This is a genomic window from Streptomyces sp. NPDC053048, from assembly GCF_044547045.1.
GTDB lineage: Bacteria > Actinomycetota > Actinomycetes > Streptomycetales > Streptomycetaceae > Streptomyces.
Genome location: NZ_JBITZS010000001.1, coordinates 571,681 through 594,087 on the forward strand (window position 1 = coordinate 571,681; position 22,407 = coordinate 594,087).

General features: G+C 72.4%; 24 protein-coding genes. 8 read left to right on the forward strand and 16 right to left on the reverse strand.

Going from position 1 to position 22,407, the window contains the following annotated elements:
• Positions 1–20 precede the first annotated feature (20 nt).
• Positions 21–545: a GNAT family N-acetyltransferase gene (locus ACIG36_RS02875; RefSeq protein ID WP_399920812.1), complete on the reverse strand. Its 525-nt coding sequence runs from the start codon at positions 543–545 to the stop codon at positions 21–23.
• Positions 546–914: 369 nt separating this feature from the next.
• Here ACIG36_RS02875 and ACIG36_RS02880 point away from each other — a divergent pair, with 369 nt between their 5' ends.
• Complete coding sequence (locus ACIG36_RS02880) at positions 915–1,442, forward strand: GNAT family N-acetyltransferase (RefSeq protein ID WP_399920815.1); 528 nt, start codon at positions 915–917, stop codon at positions 1,440–1,442.
• Between the two features lie 47 nt (positions 1,443–1,489).
• On the opposite strand, the gene ACIG36_RS02885 is transcribed toward ACIG36_RS02880, so the two are convergent.
• The gene (locus ACIG36_RS02885; RefSeq protein ID WP_399920818.1) at positions 1,490–1,933 is read right to left on the reverse strand and encodes a DUF6255 family natural product biosynthesis protein; all 444 of its coding nucleotides are present in this window, start codon (positions 1,931–1,933) and stop codon (positions 1,490–1,492) included.
• A complete protein-coding gene (locus ACIG36_RS02890; RefSeq protein WP_399920823.1) occupies positions 1,930–2,115 on the reverse strand; it encodes a hypothetical protein in 186 nt (61 codons plus the stop codon). Before ACIG36_RS02890 ends, ACIG36_RS02885 begins: the two co-directional genes overlap by 4 nt.
• A 282-nt stretch (positions 2,116–2,397) precedes the next feature.
• Here ACIG36_RS02890 and ACIG36_RS02895 point away from each other — a divergent pair, with 282 nt between their 5' ends.
• The 3 genes from ACIG36_RS02895 to ACIG36_RS02905 all read left to right on the forward strand — a co-directional run bounded on the left by ACIG36_RS02895 (position 2,398) and on the right by ACIG36_RS02905 (position 4,388).
• The gene (locus ACIG36_RS02895) at positions 2,398–2,985 is read left to right on the forward strand and encodes a DUF5919 domain-containing protein (protein WP_399920826.1); all 588 of its coding nucleotides are present in this window, start codon (positions 2,398–2,400) and stop codon (positions 2,983–2,985) included.
• The gene (locus ACIG36_RS02900) at positions 2,972–3,448 is read left to right on the forward strand and encodes an NUDIX domain-containing protein (RefSeq protein ID WP_399920829.1); all 477 of its coding nucleotides are present in this window, start codon (positions 2,972–2,974) and stop codon (positions 3,446–3,448) included. The genes ACIG36_RS02895 and ACIG36_RS02900 overlap by 14 nt, the downstream gene beginning before the upstream one ends.
• 358 nt (positions 3,449–3,806) lie before the next feature.
• Positions 3,807–4,388: a hypothetical protein gene (locus tag ACIG36_RS02905; protein WP_399920832.1), complete on the forward strand. Its 582-nt coding sequence runs from the start codon at positions 3,807–3,809 to the stop codon at positions 4,386–4,388.
• 33 nt (positions 4,389–4,421) lie between these two features.
• Here the strand turns inward: ACIG36_RS02905 and ACIG36_RS02910 are convergent, their stop codons facing one another.
• Positions 4,422–4,760: a deoxyxylulose-5-phosphate synthase gene (locus ACIG36_RS02910; protein WP_399920834.1), complete on the reverse strand. Its 339-nt coding sequence runs from the start codon at positions 4,758–4,760 to the stop codon at positions 4,422–4,424.
• A gap of 179 nt (positions 4,761–4,939) precedes the next feature.
• Between ACIG36_RS02910 and ACIG36_RS02915 the strand changes: the two genes are divergently transcribed.
• A complete protein-coding gene (locus ACIG36_RS02915) occupies positions 4,940–5,569 on the forward strand; it encodes an ALF repeat-containing protein (protein ID WP_399920837.1) in 630 nt (209 codons plus the stop codon).
• A 91-nt stretch (positions 5,570–5,660) separates the two neighbouring features.
• On the opposite strand, the gene ACIG36_RS02920 is transcribed toward ACIG36_RS02915, so the two are convergent.
• Complete coding sequence (locus ACIG36_RS02920; protein ID WP_399920840.1) at positions 5,661–6,323, reverse strand: HAD-IA family hydrolase; 663 nt, start codon at positions 6,321–6,323, stop codon at positions 5,661–5,663.
• Positions 6,324–6,545: 222 nt separating this feature from the next.
• Here ACIG36_RS02920 and ACIG36_RS02925 point away from each other — a divergent pair, with 222 nt between their 5' ends.
• Positions 6,546–8,621 (forward strand): DHA2 family efflux MFS transporter permease subunit, encoded by a 2,076-nt coding sequence (locus tag ACIG36_RS02925; RefSeq protein WP_399920843.1) that lies wholly within the window; start codon positions 6,546–6,548, stop codon positions 8,619–8,621.
• An 85-nt stretch (positions 8,622–8,706) separates the two neighbouring features.
• On the opposite strand, the gene ACIG36_RS02930 is transcribed toward ACIG36_RS02925, so the two are convergent.
• Positions 8,707–9,243, reverse strand: coding sequence for a GNAT family N-acetyltransferase (locus ACIG36_RS02930; RefSeq protein ID WP_399920846.1), 537 nt, complete (start codon positions 9,241–9,243; stop codon positions 8,707–8,709).
• Between the two features lie 33 nt (positions 9,244–9,276).
• Positions 9,277–9,603: an antibiotic biosynthesis monooxygenase family protein gene (locus ACIG36_RS02935; protein WP_399920849.1), complete on the reverse strand. Its 327-nt coding sequence runs from the start codon at positions 9,601–9,603 to the stop codon at positions 9,277–9,279.
• Positions 9,604–9,761: 158 nt separating this feature from the next.
• Between ACIG36_RS02935 and ACIG36_RS02940 the strand changes: the two genes are divergently transcribed.
• Complete coding sequence (locus ACIG36_RS02940; protein WP_399920852.1) at positions 9,762–11,813, forward strand: bifunctional glycosyltransferase 87/phosphatase PAP2 family protein; 2,052 nt, start codon at positions 9,762–9,764, stop codon at positions 11,811–11,813.
• 62 nt (positions 11,814–11,875) lie between these two features.
• Here the strand turns inward: ACIG36_RS02940 and ACIG36_RS02945 are convergent, their stop codons facing one another.
• From ACIG36_RS02945 to ACIG36_RS02960, 4 genes are all read right to left on the reverse strand, one after another.
• Positions 11,876–12,571: a hypothetical protein gene (locus tag ACIG36_RS02945; protein WP_399920854.1), complete on the reverse strand. Its 696-nt coding sequence runs from the start codon at positions 12,569–12,571 to the stop codon at positions 11,876–11,878.
• Positions 12,568–13,014 carry a DUF6114 domain-containing protein gene (locus ACIG36_RS02950; RefSeq protein ID WP_399920857.1) on the reverse strand — a complete coding sequence of 149 codons (447 nt, stop codon included), beginning with the start codon at positions 13,012–13,014 and terminating at the stop codon, positions 12,568–12,570. The genes ACIG36_RS02945 and ACIG36_RS02950 overlap by 4 nt, the downstream gene beginning before the upstream one ends.
• 1 nt (position 13,015) lies before the next feature.
• Positions 13,016–13,636 carry a DUF6230 family protein gene (locus ACIG36_RS02955; protein WP_399920860.1) on the reverse strand — a complete coding sequence of 207 codons (621 nt, stop codon included), beginning with the start codon at positions 13,634–13,636 and terminating at the stop codon, positions 13,016–13,018.
• Between the two features lie 219 nt (positions 13,637–13,855).
• On the reverse strand, positions 13,856–15,094 hold the full coding sequence (locus ACIG36_RS02960; RefSeq protein ID WP_399920864.1) for a cytochrome P450: 1,239 nt from the start codon (positions 15,092–15,094) through the stop codon (positions 13,856–13,858).
• 299 nt (positions 15,095–15,393) lie between these two features.
• On the opposite strand from ACIG36_RS02960, the gene ACIG36_RS02965 reads away from it, so the two are divergent.
• On the forward strand, positions 15,394–16,563 hold the full coding sequence (locus tag ACIG36_RS02965) for a steroid 3-ketoacyl-CoA thiolase (RefSeq protein ID WP_399920868.1): 1,170 nt from the start codon (positions 15,394–15,396) through the stop codon (positions 16,561–16,563).
• On the opposite strand, the gene ACIG36_RS02970 is transcribed toward ACIG36_RS02965, so the two are convergent.
• The 5 genes from ACIG36_RS02970 to ACIG36_RS02990 are packed head-to-tail and all read right to left on the reverse strand — an operon-like array spanning position 16,564 to position 22,313.
• Positions 16,564–17,550: an ECF transporter S component gene (locus ACIG36_RS02970; RefSeq protein ID WP_399920871.1), complete on the reverse strand. Its 987-nt coding sequence runs from the start codon at positions 17,548–17,550 to the stop codon at positions 16,564–16,566.
• Entirely contained in the window at positions 17,547–19,169 is a 1,623-nt protein-coding gene (locus tag ACIG36_RS02975; RefSeq protein ID WP_399920874.1) for an ABC transporter ATP-binding protein, read from the reverse strand. Before ACIG36_RS02975 ends, ACIG36_RS02970 begins: the two co-directional genes overlap by 4 nt.
• Positions 19,166–20,380 carry an energy-coupling factor transporter transmembrane component T gene (locus ACIG36_RS02980; protein WP_399922159.1) on the reverse strand — a complete coding sequence of 405 codons (1,215 nt, stop codon included), beginning with the start codon at positions 20,378–20,380 and terminating at the stop codon, positions 19,166–19,168. The genes ACIG36_RS02975 and ACIG36_RS02980 overlap by 4 nt, the downstream gene beginning before the upstream one ends.
• Positions 20,377–21,066 (reverse strand): SCO2322 family protein, encoded by a 690-nt coding sequence (locus ACIG36_RS02985; RefSeq protein ID WP_399920877.1) that lies wholly within the window; start codon positions 21,064–21,066, stop codon positions 20,377–20,379. The genes ACIG36_RS02980 and ACIG36_RS02985 overlap by 4 nt, the downstream gene beginning before the upstream one ends.
• The gene (locus ACIG36_RS02990; protein ID WP_399920879.1) at positions 21,063–22,313 is read right to left on the reverse strand and encodes a prenyltransferase/squalene oxidase repeat-containing protein; all 1,251 of its coding nucleotides are present in this window, start codon (positions 22,311–22,313) and stop codon (positions 21,063–21,065) included. Before ACIG36_RS02990 ends, ACIG36_RS02985 begins: the two co-directional genes overlap by 4 nt.
• Positions 22,314–22,407: the final 94 nt, after the last annotated feature.

Below are 22,407 nucleotides of genomic sequence, written 5' to 3' on the forward strand. Positions count from 1 at the left end.
CGGCGGTCCGTACCGGGTGGCTAGATGCCGAAGGGTGCGGCGTAGCGGACGGTGCCGCTGGGCAGCGGCCGGCCGGCGTCGAGGGCGAGGGCCATCATGGCCTCGTCCGGGACGTCGATGGTCAGCCGGATGCCGTGGGCGGACGCACGGGTGAAGCCGAACCGCGGGTAGTAGTCCGGGTGCCCGAGGACGGTGACGAAGTGCTCGCCCATGCCCTCGGCGGCCAGCAGCACGGCCCGTACGACGGCCGAGCCGGCGCCGGTCCTCTGGTACTCGGGCAGGACGGCGACGGGGGCCAGGCACAGGGCCGGTGTGTCGTCGATGTGGCAGCGGGTCAGCAGCGCGTGCGCGACGGGCCGCGTGCCGTGCCGCGGGTCGGTGGCGACGACGGACAGACCGTCGATCCACGAGGCGTCGGCGCGCAGGGCGTCGACGAGGTCGGCCTCGAGGGGGGTCTCGAAGGCGGCCAGGACGATCTCCCGGACGGCGGGGATGTCGGCGGCGGTCTCGGCGCGGGTGATCCAGTCGGTGCGGCGAGTGCTCATGACGGTGACGATTCCCGATTCTGTGAGGTGTGGTGTTCGTAGGGAGGACGGACGGACCGGGCGAGGTCAGGCGGTCGCCGTCGCCGTCGCCCGGGACATGGGGGTGGCCTCGAGCACGGTCATCAACCCCACCTCCCTTGCTTCCTCGATCAGGCCGAACACAACACGAGGCCGTCCACCGTAGCAGCCGGAAAATGGGTTGCTGAGTGCGAAAAGGCGTTGTTAGCGTCGCGTCTGCGCGAGGGGTATCGCGCAACACGTGAGAGGCCTGTGAGGCCTGCGGCAAGGGAGGTTGATGAATATGGCCGCCGTCGGCCGTCATCAGCATGCCCTTTTCCGTTTTCACCGTTCCGATGACCGGAGTCTCACGTGTCTTCTGCTTCCTCTTCCTCTTCTTCCTCTTCCATCTCATCCCAACTCGACCTGACGACCGACCGCCTGGTCCTGCGGCCGTGGACGGCCGACGAGGCCACCGCCGTCGTGGCGGGCGACCGCCGGCCCGGCTGGGCCGAGGACTTCCCCGCCGAGGGCGACGGCGTCGTTGCCGGCCTCTTCGGCGAGTTCCCGGCCTGGCTGGGCGCGTACGGCCACCGCTTGGTCGTCGAGCGCGACAGCGGCTCGGTGGTCGGCTCGATCGGCCTGTTCTGGCCCCCGAACGACGGCACGCTCGAGATCGGCTACGGCATCGTGCCGTCGCGGCGGGGCCGCGGCTACGCACCCGAGGCGACGCGGGCACTGGCGGAGTTCGCCCTGACCGCACCGGACGTCCACACAGTATTCGCGAACGTGGAGTTGGCGAACCCGGCGTCGGTGCGGGTGCTGGAGAAGGCAGGCTTCGAACGGTGCGGTGCCGATGATTCCGCCGAGGGTGTGGCGCGGTTCCGCTTCATGAGGTGAGGCGAGGGGCGGCGCCCTGTGGGGCGCCGCCCCTTCCCCATGGGGCCTCAGGGCGTGCCGCGGGCGCTCCACCGGTTCGCTTCGCGCAACTTGCGGAGGAGTTCGGCGCGCCGCGCGTCGGCTCCCATCGCTCCCGTACCGACGACGGTGGGCCCGTCGGGGTCCGGCCGCTCCGGCGGTTCGAGGGCCAGACCGAGGGCCCGGTAGTCGCTGACGCGCCGGGTGCCGCAGTGGGGGCAGGTCCGGATGCCGCCGGATGCCGGCCAGTCGCTCTCGGGGTGCGAGCAGGTACGAGCGCCCCCTTCGAGGCCCGGCCCCTCGGAACGTGCGAGGGGCAGTCGGCGGCGGGGCGGTTGGCGTTCGGCGCGTGGCGGTGGGTACGAGGGCGTCGGCGCGGCGGCGAGCACGGGCCGGGTGCCCAACGCACACCCGGCGCGGTGCAGCACCATGACCATGGGCAAGGCCGAGAGCGCCGCCTGCACGCCGCTCACGAGTGCGCCGCCCGCAGATGGCGCCCCATGGCGACGGCCGTCGCCTCGGCCTTCTTCCGGTTGCCGTCTCTTACGGATGCGTAGTGCTTGGCCTTGATCTCCGCGCATCCCGCGCACGGCGCGGACGGCGAGACGGCGACGCTCTCTTCAGGGAGGGGGCTGTTGAACTGGACATTGGTCATGGTGGCCAATCTCCTGCCTCGAAGGGGTCGTTCCTACTGCGTTCGGCGGCCGTTGGGGACGAAGTGGGGCTAGCTTGCCAAGCGTCCCTAACGTCCCCGGGGGTAGTGATGAACGAAGCTCTGCGCCGTGCGATGGCCGACGCGAGGGTTACGGACCGCCAGCTGGCTGAGCGGTGCGGCGTTGACATCAAGACAGTGAGCAGGTGGATCACCCAAGCGGGAAGAGTGCCCCGTGCCCGCCACCGCTGGGCCGCTTGTGAGGCACTTGGGGAGGATGAGGCAGTGCTCTGGCCGGCGGCCGCCAGGAAAGCCATCAAACTCGGGCCGGACAGGGAGGTCGTCTCCGTCTACCCGTATCGCTCCGCTTGCCCGGCATCCCTGTGGCGCTCGTTGATCACCAACGCTACGAATGAGCTGACCTTCGCCGGGTACACCAACTACTTTCTCTGGCTGGAACAGGCGCGCTTCGGTACGGCACTGCGTCGCAAGGCGGCCCAAGGTTGCCGTGTCCGCTTTCTCGTCGGAGAGCCGGACAGCGCCCTGACACGGGCCAGAGAGGAGGACGAAGGGGTGCCTCTGACTCTGTCCACCCGTATTCGGGTAACTCTCGCGGAGCTGGAGAAGATCAGGAACCAGTCAGGCATCGAGGCGCGGTTCAGCGGGGGGCACGCTCACCTCTCGGTTTTCCGCTTCGATGACGACATGATCGTGACTCCGTTGCTGACACACCGCGTCGGGCACGATGCTCCTACGCTTCATCTGCGCCGCTGTCAGAACGACGGCATGTTCGATCGTTTTGCCTCCCATGTCGAAGAACTGTGGCGGAACGGGACTTCGGTCTGGGAAGGGGATCGCCATGGGCAGGCGTGACTTCGAGGACGACCCCGATGCTCCTGCAGCCAACAGCCTGGTTCCTGCTGCGTCGGTGGTCGTCGTCGACGGTGCCGGGTGTGTGCTGCTTCAGCGGCGAAGCGACAACGGGATGTGGGCCCTGCCAGGCGGTGCCATGTGTCTCGGCGAGTCCTTGGAGGAGTGCGCCGTACGGGAGACGAAGGAGGAGACCGGCATTGATGTCGAGGTGCTCGGCATCGTGGGCACGTACACCAATCCCCGGCACGTCTTCGCATACGACGACGGGGAAGTACGCCAGGAGTTCTCCATCTGCTTCCTCGCCCGCCCGCTCGGGGACGAGGCCGGACCACTCACGGTGTCGGACGAGTCCACGGACGTGCGTTGGTTCGCCCCTGAGGAGGTGGACGCGTTGCCTATGGTGCCGAGCATCCGCAAGCGCGTGGACGACTGGCGGCATGGGCGCATGCCTGCGATTCGGTAGAGGGGGCAGTGCATGACGAGCCATCGTGAGGCCGCCACTCACCACTCGGTTGCGGTCGTAGGAGCGGTCGTACGCCATGACGGGCGTGTCCTGGCAATCCGACGGGCGGTCAACGGGCGTTGGGAGCCGCCGGGTGGATGCGCTGAGCGATGACGGCCCGCACGTACGGACCCACGATGGTCAGCGATTGATTCCCGCTGTCTGACGCAGTGCAGTGGGCGTGCGACCCGTCGTCGGCACGAAAGAAAACGCAGTGGCACGGTGTCTCACCGGCTGCTTACCATGATTCATATTATGAAGGGCATTGCAGGTTGCAGTGCACATTGTTCTGTTTTGCGTCACCAGGGGGCCAACTCACATGAAGTTCCATCGGATCGCGGCAGCCGTCGCCGTGGCCGCGATCGCGCCGGCCGTTTTCCTTTCCGCGCCGGCTGTCGCAGCCGAGAAGGCCACGGCATCGCCCGCCGCGCAGTCGGCCGGCGCCGGGCAGGCGGACGAGGCGGTCTATCCGGGAAGCCCCAGGTCCGGCTGGCGTGGTCCCCAGCTCACCCTCACGGCCCCGGCGCCTGACGCGCGCGTCGCCGCAGGGAGCTGGACTGGCCTGAAGATGGCCGTTGACAACCGTCAAGGTGAAACGGTCGAAGGCTTCAACTTGGCCTTCGACATCAGTGGCCCCCTCGCTCCGGCGAAGAGTGCCGAGCTCGAATACCGGGCCCAGGACGGCTCTTGGCGCAAGGCATTCGGCAACGGCAAGGTCTTCAGGATCGACTGGGGTCAGGTGAAGGCGGGGGATTCCTTCACGGTCGAGCTGCGCATGCGGTTCGCACCGAATGCCTCCGGCCTTGCCCGGGTGCTCACTTTCGCGACCTCGAGCAGCGGCCTCAGCGGTGGATCCGTGGACTGCATGTCCCAGTTCTTCGACGTTCAGCCTCCCAAGTAGGGCCAACGGCTGAAGCCCGAACGGTTCCCGCCGCTACGGCACCTCCCGCAGCACCAGTGCCCGCTCCGCCGGCACCCCGTGCCGTCTGGCGTACGTCAGCCGCTCGCGCACCTCGCCCAGGGTGCGGGGGCGGTAGCCGGGGCCGTCGCTGCAGCCCATGTGGAAGCGGATGCCTGCGTTCAGCAGTAGTGAGAGCGTGCGCCAGGCGGCCTTGTCCCGGCGGGGTGGTGGCGCGAACGCGGCGCCCACGTGGAGGAGCGGACGCGCGCAGCGCGGGCATCGGCGGTCCGCCCGGTCGTGACGGTCGGGGCGGGGCTGCTTGTACGCGGCCCGGCAGGGCAGGCAGACGTACGACGTCTTGGCGGGCGGCATGGGGAGTGAGTGTAAGCCCGGGACAGGGCCCGCCGGGGGCAGGTGAGGCTGCTGCCGATGGCCGGACTTGGCATCAATATGACGCAAAAAAGCGGCTGTTCCAGGTCAGTGGGCGGCAAAGGTCGGCATAGCCTGCGAAGACTATCGATGATCTTGCTCAGGAAAAGTAGGTGTACCACGTGAAGTCGACCCGCGCCGCGTCTGTCGTCGCGGCCGCCGCCATCGTGCCGGCCGTCCTGTTCTCCTCTCCGGCGTTCGCCGCCGACGCCGCCGCGAAGGCTCCCGTCGCTGCTGCCACCGCCGCGACCACCGGGGCCTCCGACATGTCGGAGGAGGAGCTTCGGGTCGCCATTCTCAGGATCATGGGCAAGCCGGACGCCGGCCCGGCGGTCAAGGCGGCGGGGAGCAAGGCGCTCGACGGCACCCTCGAGGACATGCGTCAGTTCCTCGAGGCCGGGCAGTACCGGGCCCGTGAGGAGGACGACCGGGTCGCCACCCTCAAGATCATGGCCAACGCCGGGCGGTCGGTGCGCGAGGCGGGAGACCGTGCGCTCAAGGGCACCCCTGCCGACGTGCGTCACTTCCTCGAGGTCGGGCAGTACCGGGCTCGTGAGGAGGACGACCGGGTCGCCACCCTCAAGATCATGCACGAGGGCGGCCCTGCCGTGAAGGCGGCCGGCGACAAGGCGCTCAAGGGCACGCCCGACGACGTCCGCCGCTTCCTCGAGACGGGCCAGTACGAGGCCCGCAAGCTCGACGAGCAGCAGAAGAAGGCCGACCGGAAGAAGCCGGCCACAGGCAAGCGCTGAACCGTGCCACCGGCTGCGGGCGCCGGCCGCTCGCAGCCGGCGCCGCTGGAGCAGACCTACTGCGGCGCGCCCGTCACGCCCTCCCCGCCCGTCAGTCCTTCGTGATCGTCAGGACGATCCCGCCGTCCGGCGCCGCCTCCACCCGTACTCGCGTCAGGTCCGCCACCGCCACGTCCGGCCCGTGCGCCGCCGCGCGCGGGCCCACGCCCACCACGCGCATGCCCGCCGCCTTGCCCGCCGTGATGCCGGCCTCGGAGTCCTCGAAGACCACGCACTGCTCCGGCGTGAAGCCCAGCTCGGCCGCCCCCTTGAGGAAGCCCTCCGGGTCCGGCTTGCTGGCGCCCACGGACTCCGCCGTCACGCGCACCGCCGGCATCGGCAGTCCCGCCGCGCCCATGCGGGCCTCGGACAGGGCGCGGTCGGCCGAGGTGACCAGGGCGTGGGGGAGGGCGGCGAGGGCGGCCATGAAGGCGGGGGCGCCGGGGACCGGGACGACGCCGTCGACGTCGGCCGTCTCGGCCTCGAGCATGCGCCGGTTGTCCTCGTGGTTGAGCTCCATGGGGCGGTCCGGGAGGAGGACGGCCATCGTGGCGTAGCCCTGGCGGCCGTGGACCACCTTCAGGGCCTCGTCGGCGTCCAGGCCGTGTTCCTCGGCCCAGCGGCGCCAGCAGCGCTCGACGACCGCGTCGGAGTTGACGATCGTCCCGTCCATGTCCAGGAGCAGGGCACGGGCCGTGAGAGTGGTCGTCGTCATGGGTGACTCCAGAGCTCCAGGGCGCGGAGGCCCGCGGAAAAAGACAAGCGGCTCCACCCGCCGGTCAGGGAGTGCGGGCGGAGCCACTTTGTTTCTCAAAGATACAAAACGGATCGGGGAGAACGCCAACGGCCCTGGTCGGCGTACCCCGACGGGCCGTGACGGGCCGCCCGGCCCACCATGGAACAAGCGGAACCGACACCCCCGCCCTGAGGAGCGCCCATGGCCCAGGACACCCCGGGCCCCGAGCCCGGCCCCGCCGTGGCCGCGGCCCCCGCGCCCGTGCCCGGCGAGGGGCAGACCGGACGGGGTGTGCGCGTGGCGATCGGCGCGCTGCTGCTCGGCATGCTGCTGGCCGCACTGGACCAGACCATCGTCTCCACCGCCCTGCCGACGATCGTCAGCGACCTCGGCGGCCTCGAGCACCTGTCCTGGGTGGTCACCGCCTATATGCTCGCCGCCACCGCCGCCACCCCGCTGTGGGGCAAGCTCGGCGACCAGTACGGGCGCAAGAAGCTCTTCCAGACCGCGATCGTGATCTTCCTGCTGGGCTCCGCGCTCTGCGGGCTGGCCCAGGACATGCCCGAGCTGATCGGCTTCCGTGCCCTGCAGGGCCTGGGCGGCGGCGGGCTGATGGTGCTCTCGATGGCGATCGTCGGCGACATCGTGCCGCCCCGCGACCGGGGCCGCTACCAGGGCCTGTTCGGCGCGGTCTTCGGCGGCGCGAGCGTCCTGGGTCCGCTGCTCGGCGGGCTGTTCGTGGACCACCTCAGCTGGCGCTGGGTGTTCTACATCAACCTGCCCATCGGCATCGTCGCGCTCGCCGTCATCGCCGCCGTGCTGCACATCCCCGCCCGCCGCACCCAGCACCGCATCGACTACCTCGGCACCTTCCTGATCGCCGCCGTCGCCGCCTGCCTGGTGCTGATGACCTCGCTCGGCGGTACCACCTACCCGTGGTCGTCGTGGCAGATCATCGGCCTGGGCGTGCTCGGGGCGGCGCTGCTGGTGCCGTTCGTCCTCGTCGAGCGGCGCGCGGCCGAGCCCGTGCTGCCGCTGGGGCTCTTCCGGATCCACACCTTCGCGCTCTGCTCGGTCATCGGCTTCGTCGTCGGCTTCGCGATGTTCGGGTCCATGACCTACCTGCCGACCTTCCTCCAGGTCGTCCAGGGCGTTTCGCCCACCATGTCCGGCGTGCACATGCTGCCGATGGTCGCCGGCATGCTGATCGCCTCGACCGGCTCGGGCCAGATCGTCAGCCGCACCGGCCGCTACAAGGTCTTCCCCGTCACCGGCACCCTGGTGATCGCCATCGGCCTGCTCCTGCTCCACCAGCTCGCCCCCGCCACCGGCGCCGCCGAGACCAGCGCGTACTTCTTCGTCTTCGGCTTCGGGCTCGGCCTGGTCATGCAGGTGCTGGTGCTGATCGTGCAGAACTCCGTCGGCTACGAGAACCTGGGCGTCGCCACCTCGGGCGCCACCTTCTTCCGGTCCATCGGCGCCTCGTTCGGCGTCTCCGTCTTCGGCACGATCTTCGCCAACAAGCTCGGCCCCCGCATCACCGACGCCCTCGCCGGCGCCACCCTGCCGCCGGGCGTCACCCCCGCCGCCCTGCAGGCCGACCCACGGGCCGTGCACCGGCTGCCGCCGGCCGAGCGCGCCGACGTACTGGCCGCGTACTCCGTCTCCATCACCGACGTCTTCCTCTACGCCGTGCCGCCGGTGCTGCTCGCCTTCGCCCTCGCCTGGCTGCTCAAGGAGCAGCCGCTGCGCGGCAGCGTGACCGCCCCCGACACCAGCGAGGTCCTCTCCAGCAACCCCGTCGAGCGCTCCTCGCGCGAGGAGGCCGCCCGCGCGCTGTCCGTCCTCGGCAGCCGCGAGGGGCGCCGCAAGGTCTATGTGAAGATCACCGAACGGGCCGGGCTGCACCTCCACCCCGCCGCGAGCTGGATGATCCTGCGCATCCAGCGCGACGGCCACGCCGAGCCGTCCCTGCTCGCCGAGCGGATCGACGTGCCGCTGCGGGTGATAACGGAGGCGGCGCGACAGCTGGAGACGGAGGGGCTGGCGGTACGCGAGGGACTGCGGCTCGTCCTCACCGAGAAGGGCGCGCAGCAGGCGCGCCTGTTGTTCCAGGTGCGCGAGGAGATGCTGGCGGAGCTGCTGGGCGACTGGTGGACGGCCAAGGACCGGCCCCACGACCTCAGGGAGCTCGTCCGCGAACTCAACCACGAGCTGTGCGGCTCCGACGCCGAGCAGCCGCACAACGGCGACATGCGGCCCGACCACCGGCTCTGACGACCACCGGCTCTGACGACCACTGGCTCTGACGACCACTGGCTCTGACGACCATCGGGCCGCCGAGCCCCCAGCCGTCCGGCCGTCACCCCGCCCGCCCCAGCTCCTTGGCCAGCCACACCTCGGCGAACGGGTCCTCCTCCGGCGCCTTGTAGGGCGCGGACTCCGCGAAGCCGTGCCGGGCGTACAACGCCCGTGCCTCGGCCAGGTCCCGGCGCGTGTTCAGCACCAGCCGCCCCACGCCCCAGTCCCGCGCCGTCCGCTCGGCCGCCGCCAGCAGGGCGGGCGCCCCGCCCAGCCCGCGCCTGCCGGCCCGTACGAACATCCGCGTCACCTCGGCCGTTCGCGCGTCCAGGCGGCGCAGCCCCACGCACCCGGCCGGGTCGTCCTCACCGCCGTACCGGGCGACCAGCAGCACGCCGCCGGGCCGGGCGAGCGCGGCGTCCTCGCCGGCCATCTCGCCCAGGTGCCGCTCGATCTCCTCGGGGGTGACGCCGCGGCCGTGGTGCAGCCGGTACCAGCGGTCGGCGAGCTCGACGAGGTACGCGCGCAGCAGCGCGGCCGACTCCGGGGAGCCGACCGGCTGCGGGGCGACGGTCCAGGACACGGCGGCGGTCGTCATGCCGCGGATCGTCGCACGGGGCGTACGACCCGGTCAGCTGGTTTTCGGCGCGGCCTGCTGGACGACCTCGAAGGACCACAGCGTCGAACCGGAGGCGGCGGGACGCTGCTTGGGCGCGCCCTCGCCACCGCCCTGGTGGGCGGCCTTCATCGGGCCCTCCATCCATGCCTGGAAGTCCTCCTCGCTGCGCCAGCGGGTGTAGACGAGGTACTGGTCGGTCCCCTCGACCGGGCGCAGCAGTTCGAACCACTCGAAGCCGTCGGAGTTCTCGACCGACCCGGCACGCGACGCGAAGCGCTGCTCGAGGACCTCGCGCTGCTCGGCGGGGACGGTCAGGACATTGATCTTCACGATGCTCATGGACCCATCCTGCCGCACGGGCCACCGCCCGCCGCAGCCCCCATGGGCGCAAGCCCGCGCACCCTAATGGGCGCCGGAGCGTTGGATTCAGGCCACCTGTGGAAGGTAACAGCCCTGAGGGGCCGACCGGGCTGGGCGACGTGGAGGAGCGGCGGAGCGTGGCGGATGCGGAGCGGGGCGGACCGGCCGGTCCGTCGCGGGCGGGCTCGCGGACCGGCATGGTCCTGGGGGCGCTGTGGCTGCTCGCCGGGCTGCTGGCCGTGCGTCAGGCGGCCGCGGTGCTGCGGCTGCCCCCGGAGCACCGGTTCACCGGCCTCGGGACGTGGGCCGGCGAGAACGGCGTCCTGCGCGTGGGCGGCTCCCTCTACGACAGCGGCAGGTTCACCGGCAGCCCCTTCGCGGGCCTTGTCCTCAAACCGCCGGCGGGCGCCGCCGAACAGAGCCTGGGCCTCGTGTGGACGCTGGGCACGCTGCTGCTCGTCGTCGCCGTCGCGCTCGTCGCCGCCCGCGCCCTGCCCGGCCGCGGCGCCACCGGCCCGGCCGGGCGACGCGCCGCGCTGCCGGCCGCGCCCGTCGCCGTCATCCTGACCGTCGCCTCGCTGCCCGTGCGCAACACCTTCACCTTGGGGCAGACCAGCATCATCCCGGTGCTGCTGGTCCTCCTCGGCTGCTGCCTGCCGCGCCCGGCCCAGGGGTCCGGCCGCGCCACCGGTGTGCTCGTCGGCCTCGCCGCGGCCCTGCAGCCTCCGGTGCTGCTGTTCGCCCCGCTGCTCCTGCTCACCGGCCGCCGCCGCGCGGCGGCCACGGCCTGCGTCACCTTCGCGGCCGCCACGGCACTGGCGTGGGTGACCATGCCGGACGACTCGTGGACGTACTGGGTGCACCACGTCGCCGGCGCCGGGCTCGGTGAGGCGCCCGACAGCCTCGCCAACCAGTCCCTGCACGGACTGCTGCTGCGCATCGGCCTGCACGGTCCGCTCGAGCTCGCCCTGTACGCGGCGCTGGCGATCGCCGTGACCGTGCTGGGCCTGCGCCGGGCCGCCCGCTACGCCGAGGACGGGCAGGTCCTGCTCGCCACGGCCGTCACGGGCTGCGTCGCGGTCGCCGTCGCCCCCACCGCCTGGCAGCACCAGCAGCTGTGGATCCTGCTCGCGGTCACCGGGCGGGTGGGCAGACGCCGCGCCGACCGGCTGGTGTGGCCGGTGCTCGTCGTGCTCGTCATGACGCTCACCAGCGACGTCCTGGTGCCGCCGAACCTCGGCCCGCTCGGCCGGCACGCGCCGCTGCTCGCCGCCCTCGCCGCCGCCTGCGCGGTGCCGTTCCTCCCGCGCACCTCGCCGCTGTGGGACCGGCCCCTGCCCACCCCGGTCGCCGAGCCGCAGCGCGGCCGCTTCGCGTGGGTGCCGCTGCTCGGTTTCTTCAAGCGCGCCCTCAACCGCCCGAACCTGCTGCTGGAGCTGATGCTGATACGGGTCGGCTACTGGGCCTACTCCTACATCCGTGCCCAGGCCCCCGACTCCCGCGGCCTCGCGGAGTCCCACGGCCGGCAGATCATCCGGATCGAGGAGTTCCTGTGGATGGACGTCGAGCACGGCTTCAACCACTTCGTGGCGGGCATCGGCTGGCTCGAGGACAGCATGAACTACTACTACGGCACCTTCCACTTCCTGGTGCCGCTGTCCCTGCTGGGCTACCTGTACCTGCGCCGCCCGGCGACCTACCGCTGGGCCCGTACCGCGCTGGGCTTCGCCACGCTGGTGGCGCTCGCCGGCTTCTGGCTCTACCCGCTGGCGCCGCCGCGGCTGATGCCGGGCCGCGGCTTCATCGACACCGCCAACGGCCCGCAGGACCTGTCCCACCCCGACTTCGGGGCGCTGACGGAGCTGTCCAACCAGTACGCGGCGATGCCCTCGCTGCACATCGGGTGGTCGCTGTGGTGCGGCGTGGTGATCGCGGCGGTGGCGCCGAAGCGGTGGACGAGATGGCTGGGCATGCTGTACCCGCTGCTGACGTTCTCGGTCATCCTCGGCACCGCCAACCACTATGTGCTCGACGCGGTCGGCGGCGCGCTGGTCGTCGCCTCCGGCTTCGCCATCCAGTACGCCCTGACCGGACCGGGCCGGGTGGCCCTGGCGACCATCCCGGCCGCCCGCAAGGGCAGCGACGCGGAGGCCGCCGCCGGGCGCGAACCGGTGCGGACCGGGAGCTGACACCCGGCCCGCACCGTTTCGCGGTCGATCGCCGTCAGGGAGCCGGCCGTGACCAGCCGTGACTAGCCGCTGACGACGATCTGCGACGACGGGTCCGTGACGTCCGTGATGTCGTACGTCGCGTTGAACACCGCGGTCTTGGATGTGGTCGGGCAGCCGAAGCCGCCCTCGATCTTCACCGGCACCGACACGTCGGTGACCGTGATCTGGGACGGCGCGCCGTTGGTGAAGGCGGCCGGGATGAAGGCGGGGCCGTCGGGCGCGGCCGTCACGGTGCAGTTGGCCAGGCCGCTGGACTTGAGCACCATGCCGCCTGCGGGTGCGGTGAGGCCGGCCGTGCTCGGTGTGCCGTGCTGCATCGAGATGTCCCAGGCGCCGGACGTGGTGATGACGATGTCCACGCCGGGCAGGCTGCCGTGGCAGCCCGAGTAGGTGGGCGGGTTGGCCTTGCTGACGACCGGCCCGGAGGGGTTGGTGTTGCCGGGGGCGGCCGGCACGTGGTTGTTGTCGCTGCCGGCCACCGGTAAGGAACTGGAGGCCGTACAGGTCACGGTGAGGGAACCGGCCTTGAAGGTGACCTCGCCGTTGAGGGTGGCCGCGAACGCGTGGCCGGCCGGCTCGACGGTGGTCGGACCGGCTTGCGCGGCCGGTGTGGCGGCGGTCGCGGTGCCGGTGGTGCCGGCGGCCAGGGCGAGGGTGGCGGAGAGGGCGAAGGCGGCGCCGAGCGCACGCCGGCGGCCGGGGGTGGGGGGAATCATGACAGCTCCTTGGGTGGGAGACGGGGCTCGGATTCCGGTGCCGACACCTCCTCCGGTGCCAGCGGTTGCCAGGCGAAGATCAGGCCGCCGCCGATGACGCCGACGACGGTGCCGAAGAGGAATCCCCCGAGGTTGGACATGACCAGGGCGGCCGTGGCGACCATGACCGTGAGGACCCCGGCCAGCGACCGGTACTGCGGCGCGAACCACGCGCTCAGGCCCATCACCACCATCACCAGGCCCATGAGGACCGAGGGGATGCCCGCGATCCCCTGTTCGAGCATGATCTTCAGCGGTGCCAGCGGGAGCGCGCAGATCTCCGCGCCGGCGACGACGGCGGCCAGGCCGCCCCAGAAGGGCCGCCCCTTCCGCCACCGCCGCCACGCCGCCCACCAGTGGCGGCGCGGTGACGGCGAGGGGGCGGGTACTGTGCCGCCCGCCACGTCAGAAGCATTCCGACTTGCCGAGGCCGATCTTCATGTTCAGCCCGTTGAGCTTGAACGAACCGGCGTTGGTCGCCCAGGCGACCTGTCGCATGTTGGTCATCTCGACCCGGTCGGCCTGCTGTCCGAAGGCGTCCTGCAACCCCTGCGCGGAGGTCGGGCCCTTGTTGAGGGTCGAGGCGTCGCGCCCGATCTCGATATTCTTGAAGCTGGCGTCGCCGGCGAGCTGGGTGGCGTCGAGGAACAGGTTCTCCGCCTCGACGGGCTTGCCGCCCCCGCCCGCGGAGAGCCGCAGCGAGATGTCGCCGAGTCCGGGCAGGGTGGTCACCACGGACTGGCAGAGATCGGTGATCTTCGCCTTCTTGACGGCGGTGACCGCGACGGGCAGCAGTTTGCCGCGGACGTTGCGGTCGATGCTGCCGTACTGCGCGAAGCCGTCGCCCTCGAGGGTCTTGGCGGCCACCTTGAACTCCTGCCCGGAGACGGCGAACGACGCGGCCAGCGCGCCCTGGGCGAGGGCGACGGCCAGCGCGCCGGTGGCCGCGAACCCGGGGACCGCCAGGACGGCGAACCTCCGCCACCTGACCCGTCCGGTCACCTGTCTTCCGTGATCGTCCTTCATGCGTTGTCCCCTCGAAGAGTGTGGACAGCGCTGACCGCGCTGTCGCGGTGCGTGGGGTTGTTCGTGAACGGGCGCGGCGCAAGGCGTGGTCGATCGCACGCGCGTCCCATTCCGGAAGGTGTACTCGAGAGTAAGTCCGCCACGTGCACCTGACAAGGGTTCAGCTCCGAACAATCCCCTTGCGGAAAACGGGAGTTGGGCGGACCCGCCGTGCCGGGTCTACGCGCCGTAGTCCACCCGCAGTTCCTTGATGCCGTTGATCCAGGCCGAGCGCAGCCGCCGGGGCTCGCCCACCGCCCGGATGCCGGGCAGGACGTCCGCGATCGCGTCGAAGATCAGCCGGATCTCCAGCACCGCGAGGGACTTGCCCAGGCAGAAGTGCGGGCCGCCGCCCCCGAAGCCGAGGTGGGGATTGGGGTCGCGGGTGATGTCGAAGGCGCCGGGGTCGTCGAAGACCTCGGGGTCGTGGTTGGCGGACGCGTAGAACAGCCCCACCCGCTGGCCCTTGCCGACGGGTACGCCGCCCAGCTCGGTGTCGCACGTCGCCGTGCGCTGGAAGGAGACGACCGGTGTCGCCCAGCGGACGATCTCCTCGGCCGCCGACGCCGGGCGTTCGCCGCGGTAGAGCTCCCACTGCTCGGGGTGGGTGAGGAAGGCGTGCATGCCGTGGCTGATGGCGTTGCGGGTGGTCTCGTTGCCCGCGACGGCCAGCATCAGTACGAAGAGCCCGAACTCGTCGGAGCCGAGGTTGCCCTCGCCCTCGGCGGCCACCAGCCGGCTGACGATGTCGTCGGCCGGGCGGGCGCCGCGCGCGGCGGCCAGCTCCATCGCGTAGCCGATGAGCTCCATCGCGGAGAGGGTGCCGATCTCCTCGCTGACGGCCAGCTCGGGGTCGTCGTAGGAGATCATCCGGTTCGACCACTCGAAGATCTTCGCGCGGTCGCGCTGGGGGATGCCGATGAGCTCGGCGATGGCCTGCAGGGGCAGTTCGCAGGCGATGTCGGTGACGAAGTCGCCGCTGCCGCGCTCCCGCGCGCCGGCCACGATGGCGGCGGCGCGCTCGCGCAGCGCGGCCTCCAGGGAGCGGATGGCGCGCGGGGTGAAGCCGCGCTGGACGATCTGGCGGACGCGGGTGTGCTCCGGCGGGTCCATGTTGAGCATCATCAGCTTCTGGGCGTCGATCTGTTCGCGCCGGATGCTGGGGTGGAAGCGGATGACGGCGGTGTTCAGGGCGGAGGAGAACAGCTCCGGGCGGGCGGAGACCCAGCGGACGTCGGCGTGCCGGGTCACCGCCCAGTAGCCCTCGTCGTCGAAGCCCGCGATGCCGCGCGGCTGGGGGCTCCACGCCACCGGGGCGGTCCGCCGGAGCAGGGCGAACTCCGGGAGCGGGACGCGCTGCCGGTACAGATCGGGGTCGGTGGGGTCGAAACCGCCGGGCAGCGCGGGACAGGACGTCATGGCCACCACTTCCTTTTCCGTTTCCGATGGCTGACGGGTTGTCAGAAGGGTGTCGGGCGACGGTAGTGACGGGCCCGTCAAGCGGCAAGGCCGGTGACGCCATCTGTTGCGCGGGGCGGGGGTGCGCGACCCTTGCGTACCGGGGGTAAGGCTCGCAAGACTGCGCACGGAACCACGGAACTAGAACGTGTACTACCGCACGCCCGAGCCGCCGGCGAGGGCGGGTGCGGACGCACGCCCTGGTTCCGGGCCGGGGGCGCCGGGACGCCCTGCGGACGCGAGGAGAGGACGAGTTGGTCATGCCCGCGGAACCTGTCATCGTCGAAGCCGTACGCACCCCCATCGGCAAGCGCGGCGGCGCGCTCGCCAACCTCCACCCGGCCTACCTGCTGGGGGAGACCTACCGGGAGGTCCTCGCCCGCACCGGCATCCAGCCGGACTGCGTCGAGCAGATCGTCGGCGGCACGGTCACCCACGCCGGCGAGCAGTCGATGAACCCCGCCCGTACCGCCTGGCTCGCCATGGGCCTGCCCTACGAGACCGCGGCCACCACCGTGGACTGCCAGTGCGGCTCCTCCCAGCAGGCCAACCACCTCGTCGCCAACATGGTCGCGAACGGCGTCATCGACGTCGGCATCGCCTGCGGCGTCGAGGCCATGTCCCGCGTCCCGCTCGGCAGCGGCTCCAAACACGGGCCCGGCAAGCCCTTCCCCGACGAGTGGAACGTCGACCTGCCCAACCAGTTCGAGGCCGCCGAACGCATCGCCCGCAGGCGCGGCCTGACCCGCGAGCGCGTCGACGAACTCGGCCTGCTCTCCCAGCAACGGGCGGCCCGCGCCTGGGCGGAGGAACGCTTCAAGCGCGAGACCTTCGCCGTCCAGGTGCCCACGACCGAGGAGGAACAGTTCGCGGGCCAGGGCATGTGGCGCCTGGTCGACCGCGACGAGGGGCTGCGCGACACCAGCATGGAGGCGCTCGCCGGGCTCAAGCCCGTCATGCCCACCGCCGTCCACACCGCCGGCAACTCCTCGCAGATATCCGACGGCGCGGCCGCCCTGATGTGGGCCTCCAAACGCATGGCCCGCGCCCTGCGGCTGCGCCCCCGGGCCCGCATCGTCGCCCAGGCGCTCGTCGGCGCCGACCCGCACTTCCACCTGGACGGGCCCGTCGACGCCACCCGGGCGGTGCTGGGCCGGGCGGGCATGTCGCTGCGCGACATCGACCTCGTGGAGATCAACGAGGCCTTCGCGTCGGTCGTGCTCTCCTGGGCCCAGGTCTTCGAGCAGGACCTGGAGAAGGTCAACGTCAACGGCGGCGCCATCGCGCTGGGCCACCCGGTCGGGGCCACAGGGGCCCGGCTGATCACCACGGCGCTGCACGAGCTGGAGCGCAGGGACGGGGAGTTCGCGCTGATCACGATGTGCGCGGGCGGGGCGCAGGCGACAGCAACGATCATCCAGCGGCTGTGATCACGCGTCCTCGCGCGTGTCCTTGCGTGCTTCCTCGCGCGTGTCCCTACGCGTGTCCCTACGCGTGTCCTCGCGTGCCTCCTCGCGCGCGGACTCGAAGGCCACCGGCGCGTGGAAGGCGGCGCGCCGGGTGGCCCGGCGCAGCGCCTTGAGGACGGTGGGGCCGAGGGTGAGCGTGGCCACGACCGTGACCACGGCGCGCGGCAGGTCCCAGCCCAGGGACGTCGCCAGGCAGTAGGCGACGAAGCGGGCGAGGTTCTCGGTCAGCGGGTCGCCCGGCACGAACGCGATGCCGGAGACGAGGGAGCCGATGTAGGGCCAGCCCTGGAGGTTCATGACCGTGCCGTACGCGACGGAGGCCACGGCCCCGTACGCCGCGAGCATCACCGTCTCGCGCCGCCCCCGCAGCCGGTCCGGGCCCGGCAGGAGGCCCGCACCCATGGACACCCAGCCCATGGCCAGCATCTGGAACGGCATCCACGGCCCGACGCCGCCGGTCAGCAGCGCCGACGCGAACATCGACAGCGCGCCGAGCACGAACCCGAAGCCGGGGCCCAGCACCCGGCCGGACAGCACCATCAGGAAGAACATCGGCTCGATGCCGGCCGTCCCCGCCCCCAGCGGCCGCAACGCGGCCCCGGCCGCGGCCAGGACGCCGAGCATGGCGATGGCCTTGGCGTCGAGCCCGGTGTCGGCGATCGTCGCCACGACGACGGCCAGCAGCAGCGGCAGCAGCGCCGCGAACAGCCAGGGGGCGTCCTGCGAGTGGGCGAGGCCGGATGCCTGGGAGGCGAGGAGGGGCCAGCCGAATGCCGCTGCGCCTATGGCGGTGATCAGGACGAGGGCGGTGATGGAACGGGGGCCCAGGCGTATGGCGTGTGCTTGACGGTCGGGTGCGGCCCGGTGGTCGGGTTGTGCCCACCCTCCCCCAGCTACCGCTGGGGGTGCCCCCAGCCCTGCGGAACGATTGCCCACAACCCGGGTCATGAGGCTGCCTCCAGGGCGTCCCGGACCTGCGGCACCGTCAGCCATGGCTGGGGCGCCAGGACCTTTGACACCTGGGGGGCGAAGGCCGGGGAGGAGACCACCACCTCGGCCGTCGGGCCGTCGGCGACGATCTCGCCCTCCGCGATGATCAGCACCCGGTGCGCCAGCTCCGCCGCCAGCTCCACGTCGTGCGTGGCCAGGGCGATCGCGTGGCCCTCGTCCGCCAGGCCGCGCAGGATCTCCACCAGGCGGGTCTTCGCCGCGTAGTCCAGGCCGCGCGTCGGCTCGTCCAGAAGGATCAGCGGCGGCCGGGCGGTGAGCACCACGGCGAGCGCGAGCGCCAGGCGCTGGCCCTCGGACAGGTCGCGGGGGTGCGTGGTGTCGGAGACGTCCGGCAGGAGCTCCGACACCAGGGCCCGGCACGTGCCGGGCGCGGCGTCCGCGTCGCGGTCGGCGGCCTCGCACTCCGCGGCGACGGTGTCGGCGTAGAGCAGGTCGCGGGGCTCCTGCGGTACGAGGCCCACGTGCCGCAGCAGTTCGCGCGGGCCCGTGCGGTGCGGCGTCGCACCGCCCACACGCACCGCACCGCGTGCGGGCGTGTGCATGCCGACGAGGGTGCGCAGCAGCGTGGACTTGCCCGCGCCGTTGCGGCCCATCAGCGCCACCGTCTCCCCGGCCCGTACCGACAGCTCCACGTCGTGCAGCGCCACCACGTGGCCGTGCCGGACGCCCAGCCCGCTCACCAGGGCGGCGGGCTCGGCTGCGGGAGCCGTACCGGCGGACCGTGCGGGCGGCGGGATCAGCGGTGCCAGCCGCTCGCGCAGGGGAGCCGCCTTGCGGCGCGCGTCCCGCACCGTCAGCGGCAGCGGCGTCCAGCCCGCCAGCCGGCCCAGGGCGACGACGGGCGGGTGGACCGGCGAGAGCGCCATGACCTCGGCGGGCGTGCCGGTGACGGGTGCCTCGCCGGGGCCCGGCAGCAGGATCACCTGGTCCGCGTACTGCACCACCCGCTCCAGCCGGTGCTCGGCGAGCAGCACGGTGGTGCCCAGGTCGTGGACCAGGCGCTGCAGCACCGCCAGCACCTCCTCGGCGGCGGCCGGGTCCAGGGCGGACGTCGGCTCGTCCAGGACCAGCACCTTGGGGTGGGTGGTCAGCACGGACCCGATGGCGACGCGCTGCTGCTGGCCGCCGGAGAGCGTGGCGATGGGCCGGTCCCGGAGCGTGGCCAGGCCCAGCAGGTCCAGCGTTTCCTCGACGCGGCGGCGCATGGTGGCGGGCGGCACGCCCAGGCACTCCATGCCGTAGGCGAGTTCGTCCTCGACGGTGTCGGTGACGAAGTGGGCCAGCGGGTCCTGGCCCACGGTCCCGACGACGTCGGCCAGTTCGCGGGGCTTGTGGGTACGGGTGTCGCGGCCGTCGACGGTGACGCGCCCGTGCAGGGTGCCGCCGGTGAAGTGGGGGACGAGGCCGCTGACGGTGCCGAGGAGGGTGGACTTGCCGACGCCCGACGGGCCGACCAGCAGGCACAACTCGCCTTCGGGGACGGTGACGTCGACGTCGGCGACGACCGGGTGTTCGGCGCCGTCGTAGGAGACCGAGACGTGTTCGAAGCGGATCACTGCGGGGTCTCCTTGCTGTGGGTGGCGGGCTGGGGGTTCGGCTGATCGCCGTCGTTCCGTTGTGCCCACCCTCCCCCAGCTACCGCTGGGGGTGCCCCCAGCCCTGCGGAACGATTGCCCGCAACGGGTGGCGCCACAACCGCCGGCAGCAGACCGATCAGGATGGACGCCGCAGGCCAGAGCGGCAGGGTCGGGGGCGTCAGTGGGACCGCCGGGGGGTGGAGGGCTTCCGGGGCGTATGTGCCCGCGTGGATCATCAGGGCCGCCACCGCCGCGCCCGAGGCGGAGACCAGCCAGGCCCGCGCGCCCCAGCGGTCGGGGCGGTAGCGGGTGCGCACCGAGCGGCGGCCGCCCAGCCACAGGCCGGCCAGGGCCAGGACCAGTCCGGCTGCCAGCAGCGGCAGCCCGTAGCCCCCGCCCGTGTCGCCCAGCAGTCCGTACGTACCCGCGCACACGCCGAGCAGACCGCCCAGCGTCAGGACGGCGGTGGTGCGCCGGACGGCGGCCGGCACCTCGGCCGTGCGGCCGTAGCCGCGCGCGTCCATGGCCGCGGCCAGGGCCACCGAACGCTCCAGCGCGCCCTCGAGCACCGGCAGTCCCACCTGCAGCAAGGCCTTGAGGCCGCGGTCCGTGCGGCCGCGCAGGCGGCGCGCCGCCCGCAGCCGCTGGACGTCGGCCACCAGGTTGGGCGCGAACGTCATCGCGACGACGACCGCCACCCCCGCCTCGTACAGCGCGCCCGGCAGGGACTTCAGCAGCCGCGCCGGGTTCGCCAGCGCGTTGGCCGCGCCCACGCAGACCAGCAGGGTGGCCAGCTTCAGCCCGTCGTACAGCGCGAAGAGCAGGCCCTCCGCCGTCACCCGGCCCCCGATGCGCACCCCCCTCGCCCACTCCGGCAGCGGCACCTCCGGCAGGGTCAGGACGGTGTGCGTGCCGGGGATCGGCGAGCCGAGGACGACCGCGAAGGCGAGCCGGATGCCGATGATCACGAGCCCCAGCTTGAGGAACGCCCCGTACGAGCGCGCCCACGGCGCCTCGGTGCGCCGCGCGGCGACCACATAACCGGCGACGCCGATCAGCATCGCCAGCAGCAGCGGATTGGTCGTGCGCGAGGCGGCCGTCGCCAGCCCCAGCGCCCATATCCACCACGCCCCGGCGTGCAGGGCGAAGGCACGCCCACTCACCCGGTTCACCCGGTCCCCCCGGCTCATCCGCGCCGACGCCGCCTGGTCTGCCACACCGCGGCGCCCGCGAGGACGGCCACGACGGCGATCCCGCCGATCAGCCCGGCCGACGGGCCGGAGTCACCGCCCGCATCGTCCTTCTTCCCGCCCTCGGCCTCCGGCTTCTGCTGCTCGTCCGCCGTGCTGCCGCCGGCACCCTCGACCTTCTCGCCGCAGCCCGACTTCGGGTAGCCCGCGATCCCGCACAGCAGCGCGTCCGCGTTGTAGCGCAGCGGCTTGGCGACGGCCGCCAGCGCCTCGCCGGCGCTCGCGTCCTTGCCGACCCGCGCGCAGGCGCTGCGGTTCGCGGGCGGACGCTCGCCGCCCGGCGCGTCGGCGGCCGTGCCGAAGTCGAGCACGACGGCGACGCGCTTGGTGCCGTCCTCGGCGGGCGTACCGTCGCACACCGCCGCGAAGTCCGCCGCGCCCCTGGGCTTGGCGGCGTCGGCGGAGTCCTTGCTCACGGCGAAGCGGAAGCCGATGACCTCCCCGTCGCCGGGCCGCAGGCTGCCCGGCCCCTGGGTGGCGTACGCCCAGTCGGCGGCCTTGGCGCCGTGCTGCCAGAAGGACCAGTAGCGGTAGCCCTCGGCGTGCGCGGGCGCGGCGGCGAGGACGGCCAGCAGGCCGGCCAGGAGCAGGGCGCCGGCGCTGCGGCGTGCGACGGCCACCGTCACAGCTGGTTCTTCTTGCGGTTGCTGAGCAGGAAGCCGACGCCGACGCTCGCGACGAAGAAGACGCCGACGAACCACCAGACGCCGAACCCGTCGCCGCCGTCCTTCTTCTTCTCGTCCTCGTCCTTCTTCTCCGGCGACGCCGCCGCCTCCGGCTTCGGGCCGGTCTCGTTCAGCGCCTTGACGAAGTCGGTGCCGGCGAAGGAGCGCGGGTCGCCGCCCGCGGCGTGCACGGTGAGAACGATCTTGGCGAGGCGGCCGGGGTTGCCCTTGGCCCACTCGGCGGTTCCGTTGCGGTCGCCCTGGAGCCACCTCATCGCCTTGTCGGCCGCCTCCGTGTGGCCGCCGGCCGCGAGGGCGAGGGCGGCGTCGGCGGTCGTACCGGTGTCCGGGCCCTGCGCAGGGGTCATGGACGACTTCAGGAAGCCCCCGTTCGCCTCGATCTTCTTCGACAGCTGCGCCGCCACCGCCTCGGCGGCGGCCGGGGCGTCCTTCGGCTTGGCGCTCTCGTCGTCCGCGCACTCCAGCGGCTTGACGGGCTTGTCCTTGCCCTTGCCGGCCGGGGCGACCAGATAGCCCTTGCCGAGGGTGCCCAGCGCGGCGGCGGCCGAGGCGAGGTCGTTGGGGGCGAAGCCGCCGCGCTCGTCCTCCTTCTTGTCGCAGCCCGCCTGGAAGGACAGCAGCGAGTCGTAGGGGTTCTTGCCGCTCTTGGCCGTGGCCTCGGCCGGGTCCTGGCCGGCGGCGGCGAGGGCGCCGATCGCGGTGGAGGTGGAGTTGGCGTCGCTGGGGGAGCCGGGGTTCATGCCCCAGCCGCCGTCCTCGTTCTGGTGGGAGGTGAGCCACCCGAGGCCCTTCTTCACCGCGTCGGCACGCCCGCCGACCGCGGCCAGGGCCTGCACGGCGGCCGCCGTGGCGTCCGTGAACTCGCCCGCCTTCTCGTCGCACGCCTTGCCCGTCTCCGCGCGGAAGGCCGCGAAGCCGCCGTCGGCGCACTGCTGCCCGGCCAGCCAGTCGACGGACTGGGCGGCGGGGGAGACCCCGGCCGCCTTCTGGGCGAGCAGGGCCAGCGACTGCCGGAAGACACCGTCGAACTTCGGGTCGCCCGTTCCGAACAGCCCCGGGGCCGCCGGGGCGGCCGGGGACGGCGAGCCGTCGGCGAAGGCGGCGGGGGCACCGGCCGTGCCCAGCACGGCGGCGGTGGCCAGGGCCGCGGCGGCGCGGCGCGCGTGGACGGCGAGGGAGGGAGCCATGAAAGTGGTGCCTCTCGGTGGTGCCGGTGGTTCGACCGACGTCGCTTTGGTGGGGGGGGGGCTGGACAACTTTATCCGGCCCTTTACCGGCCGC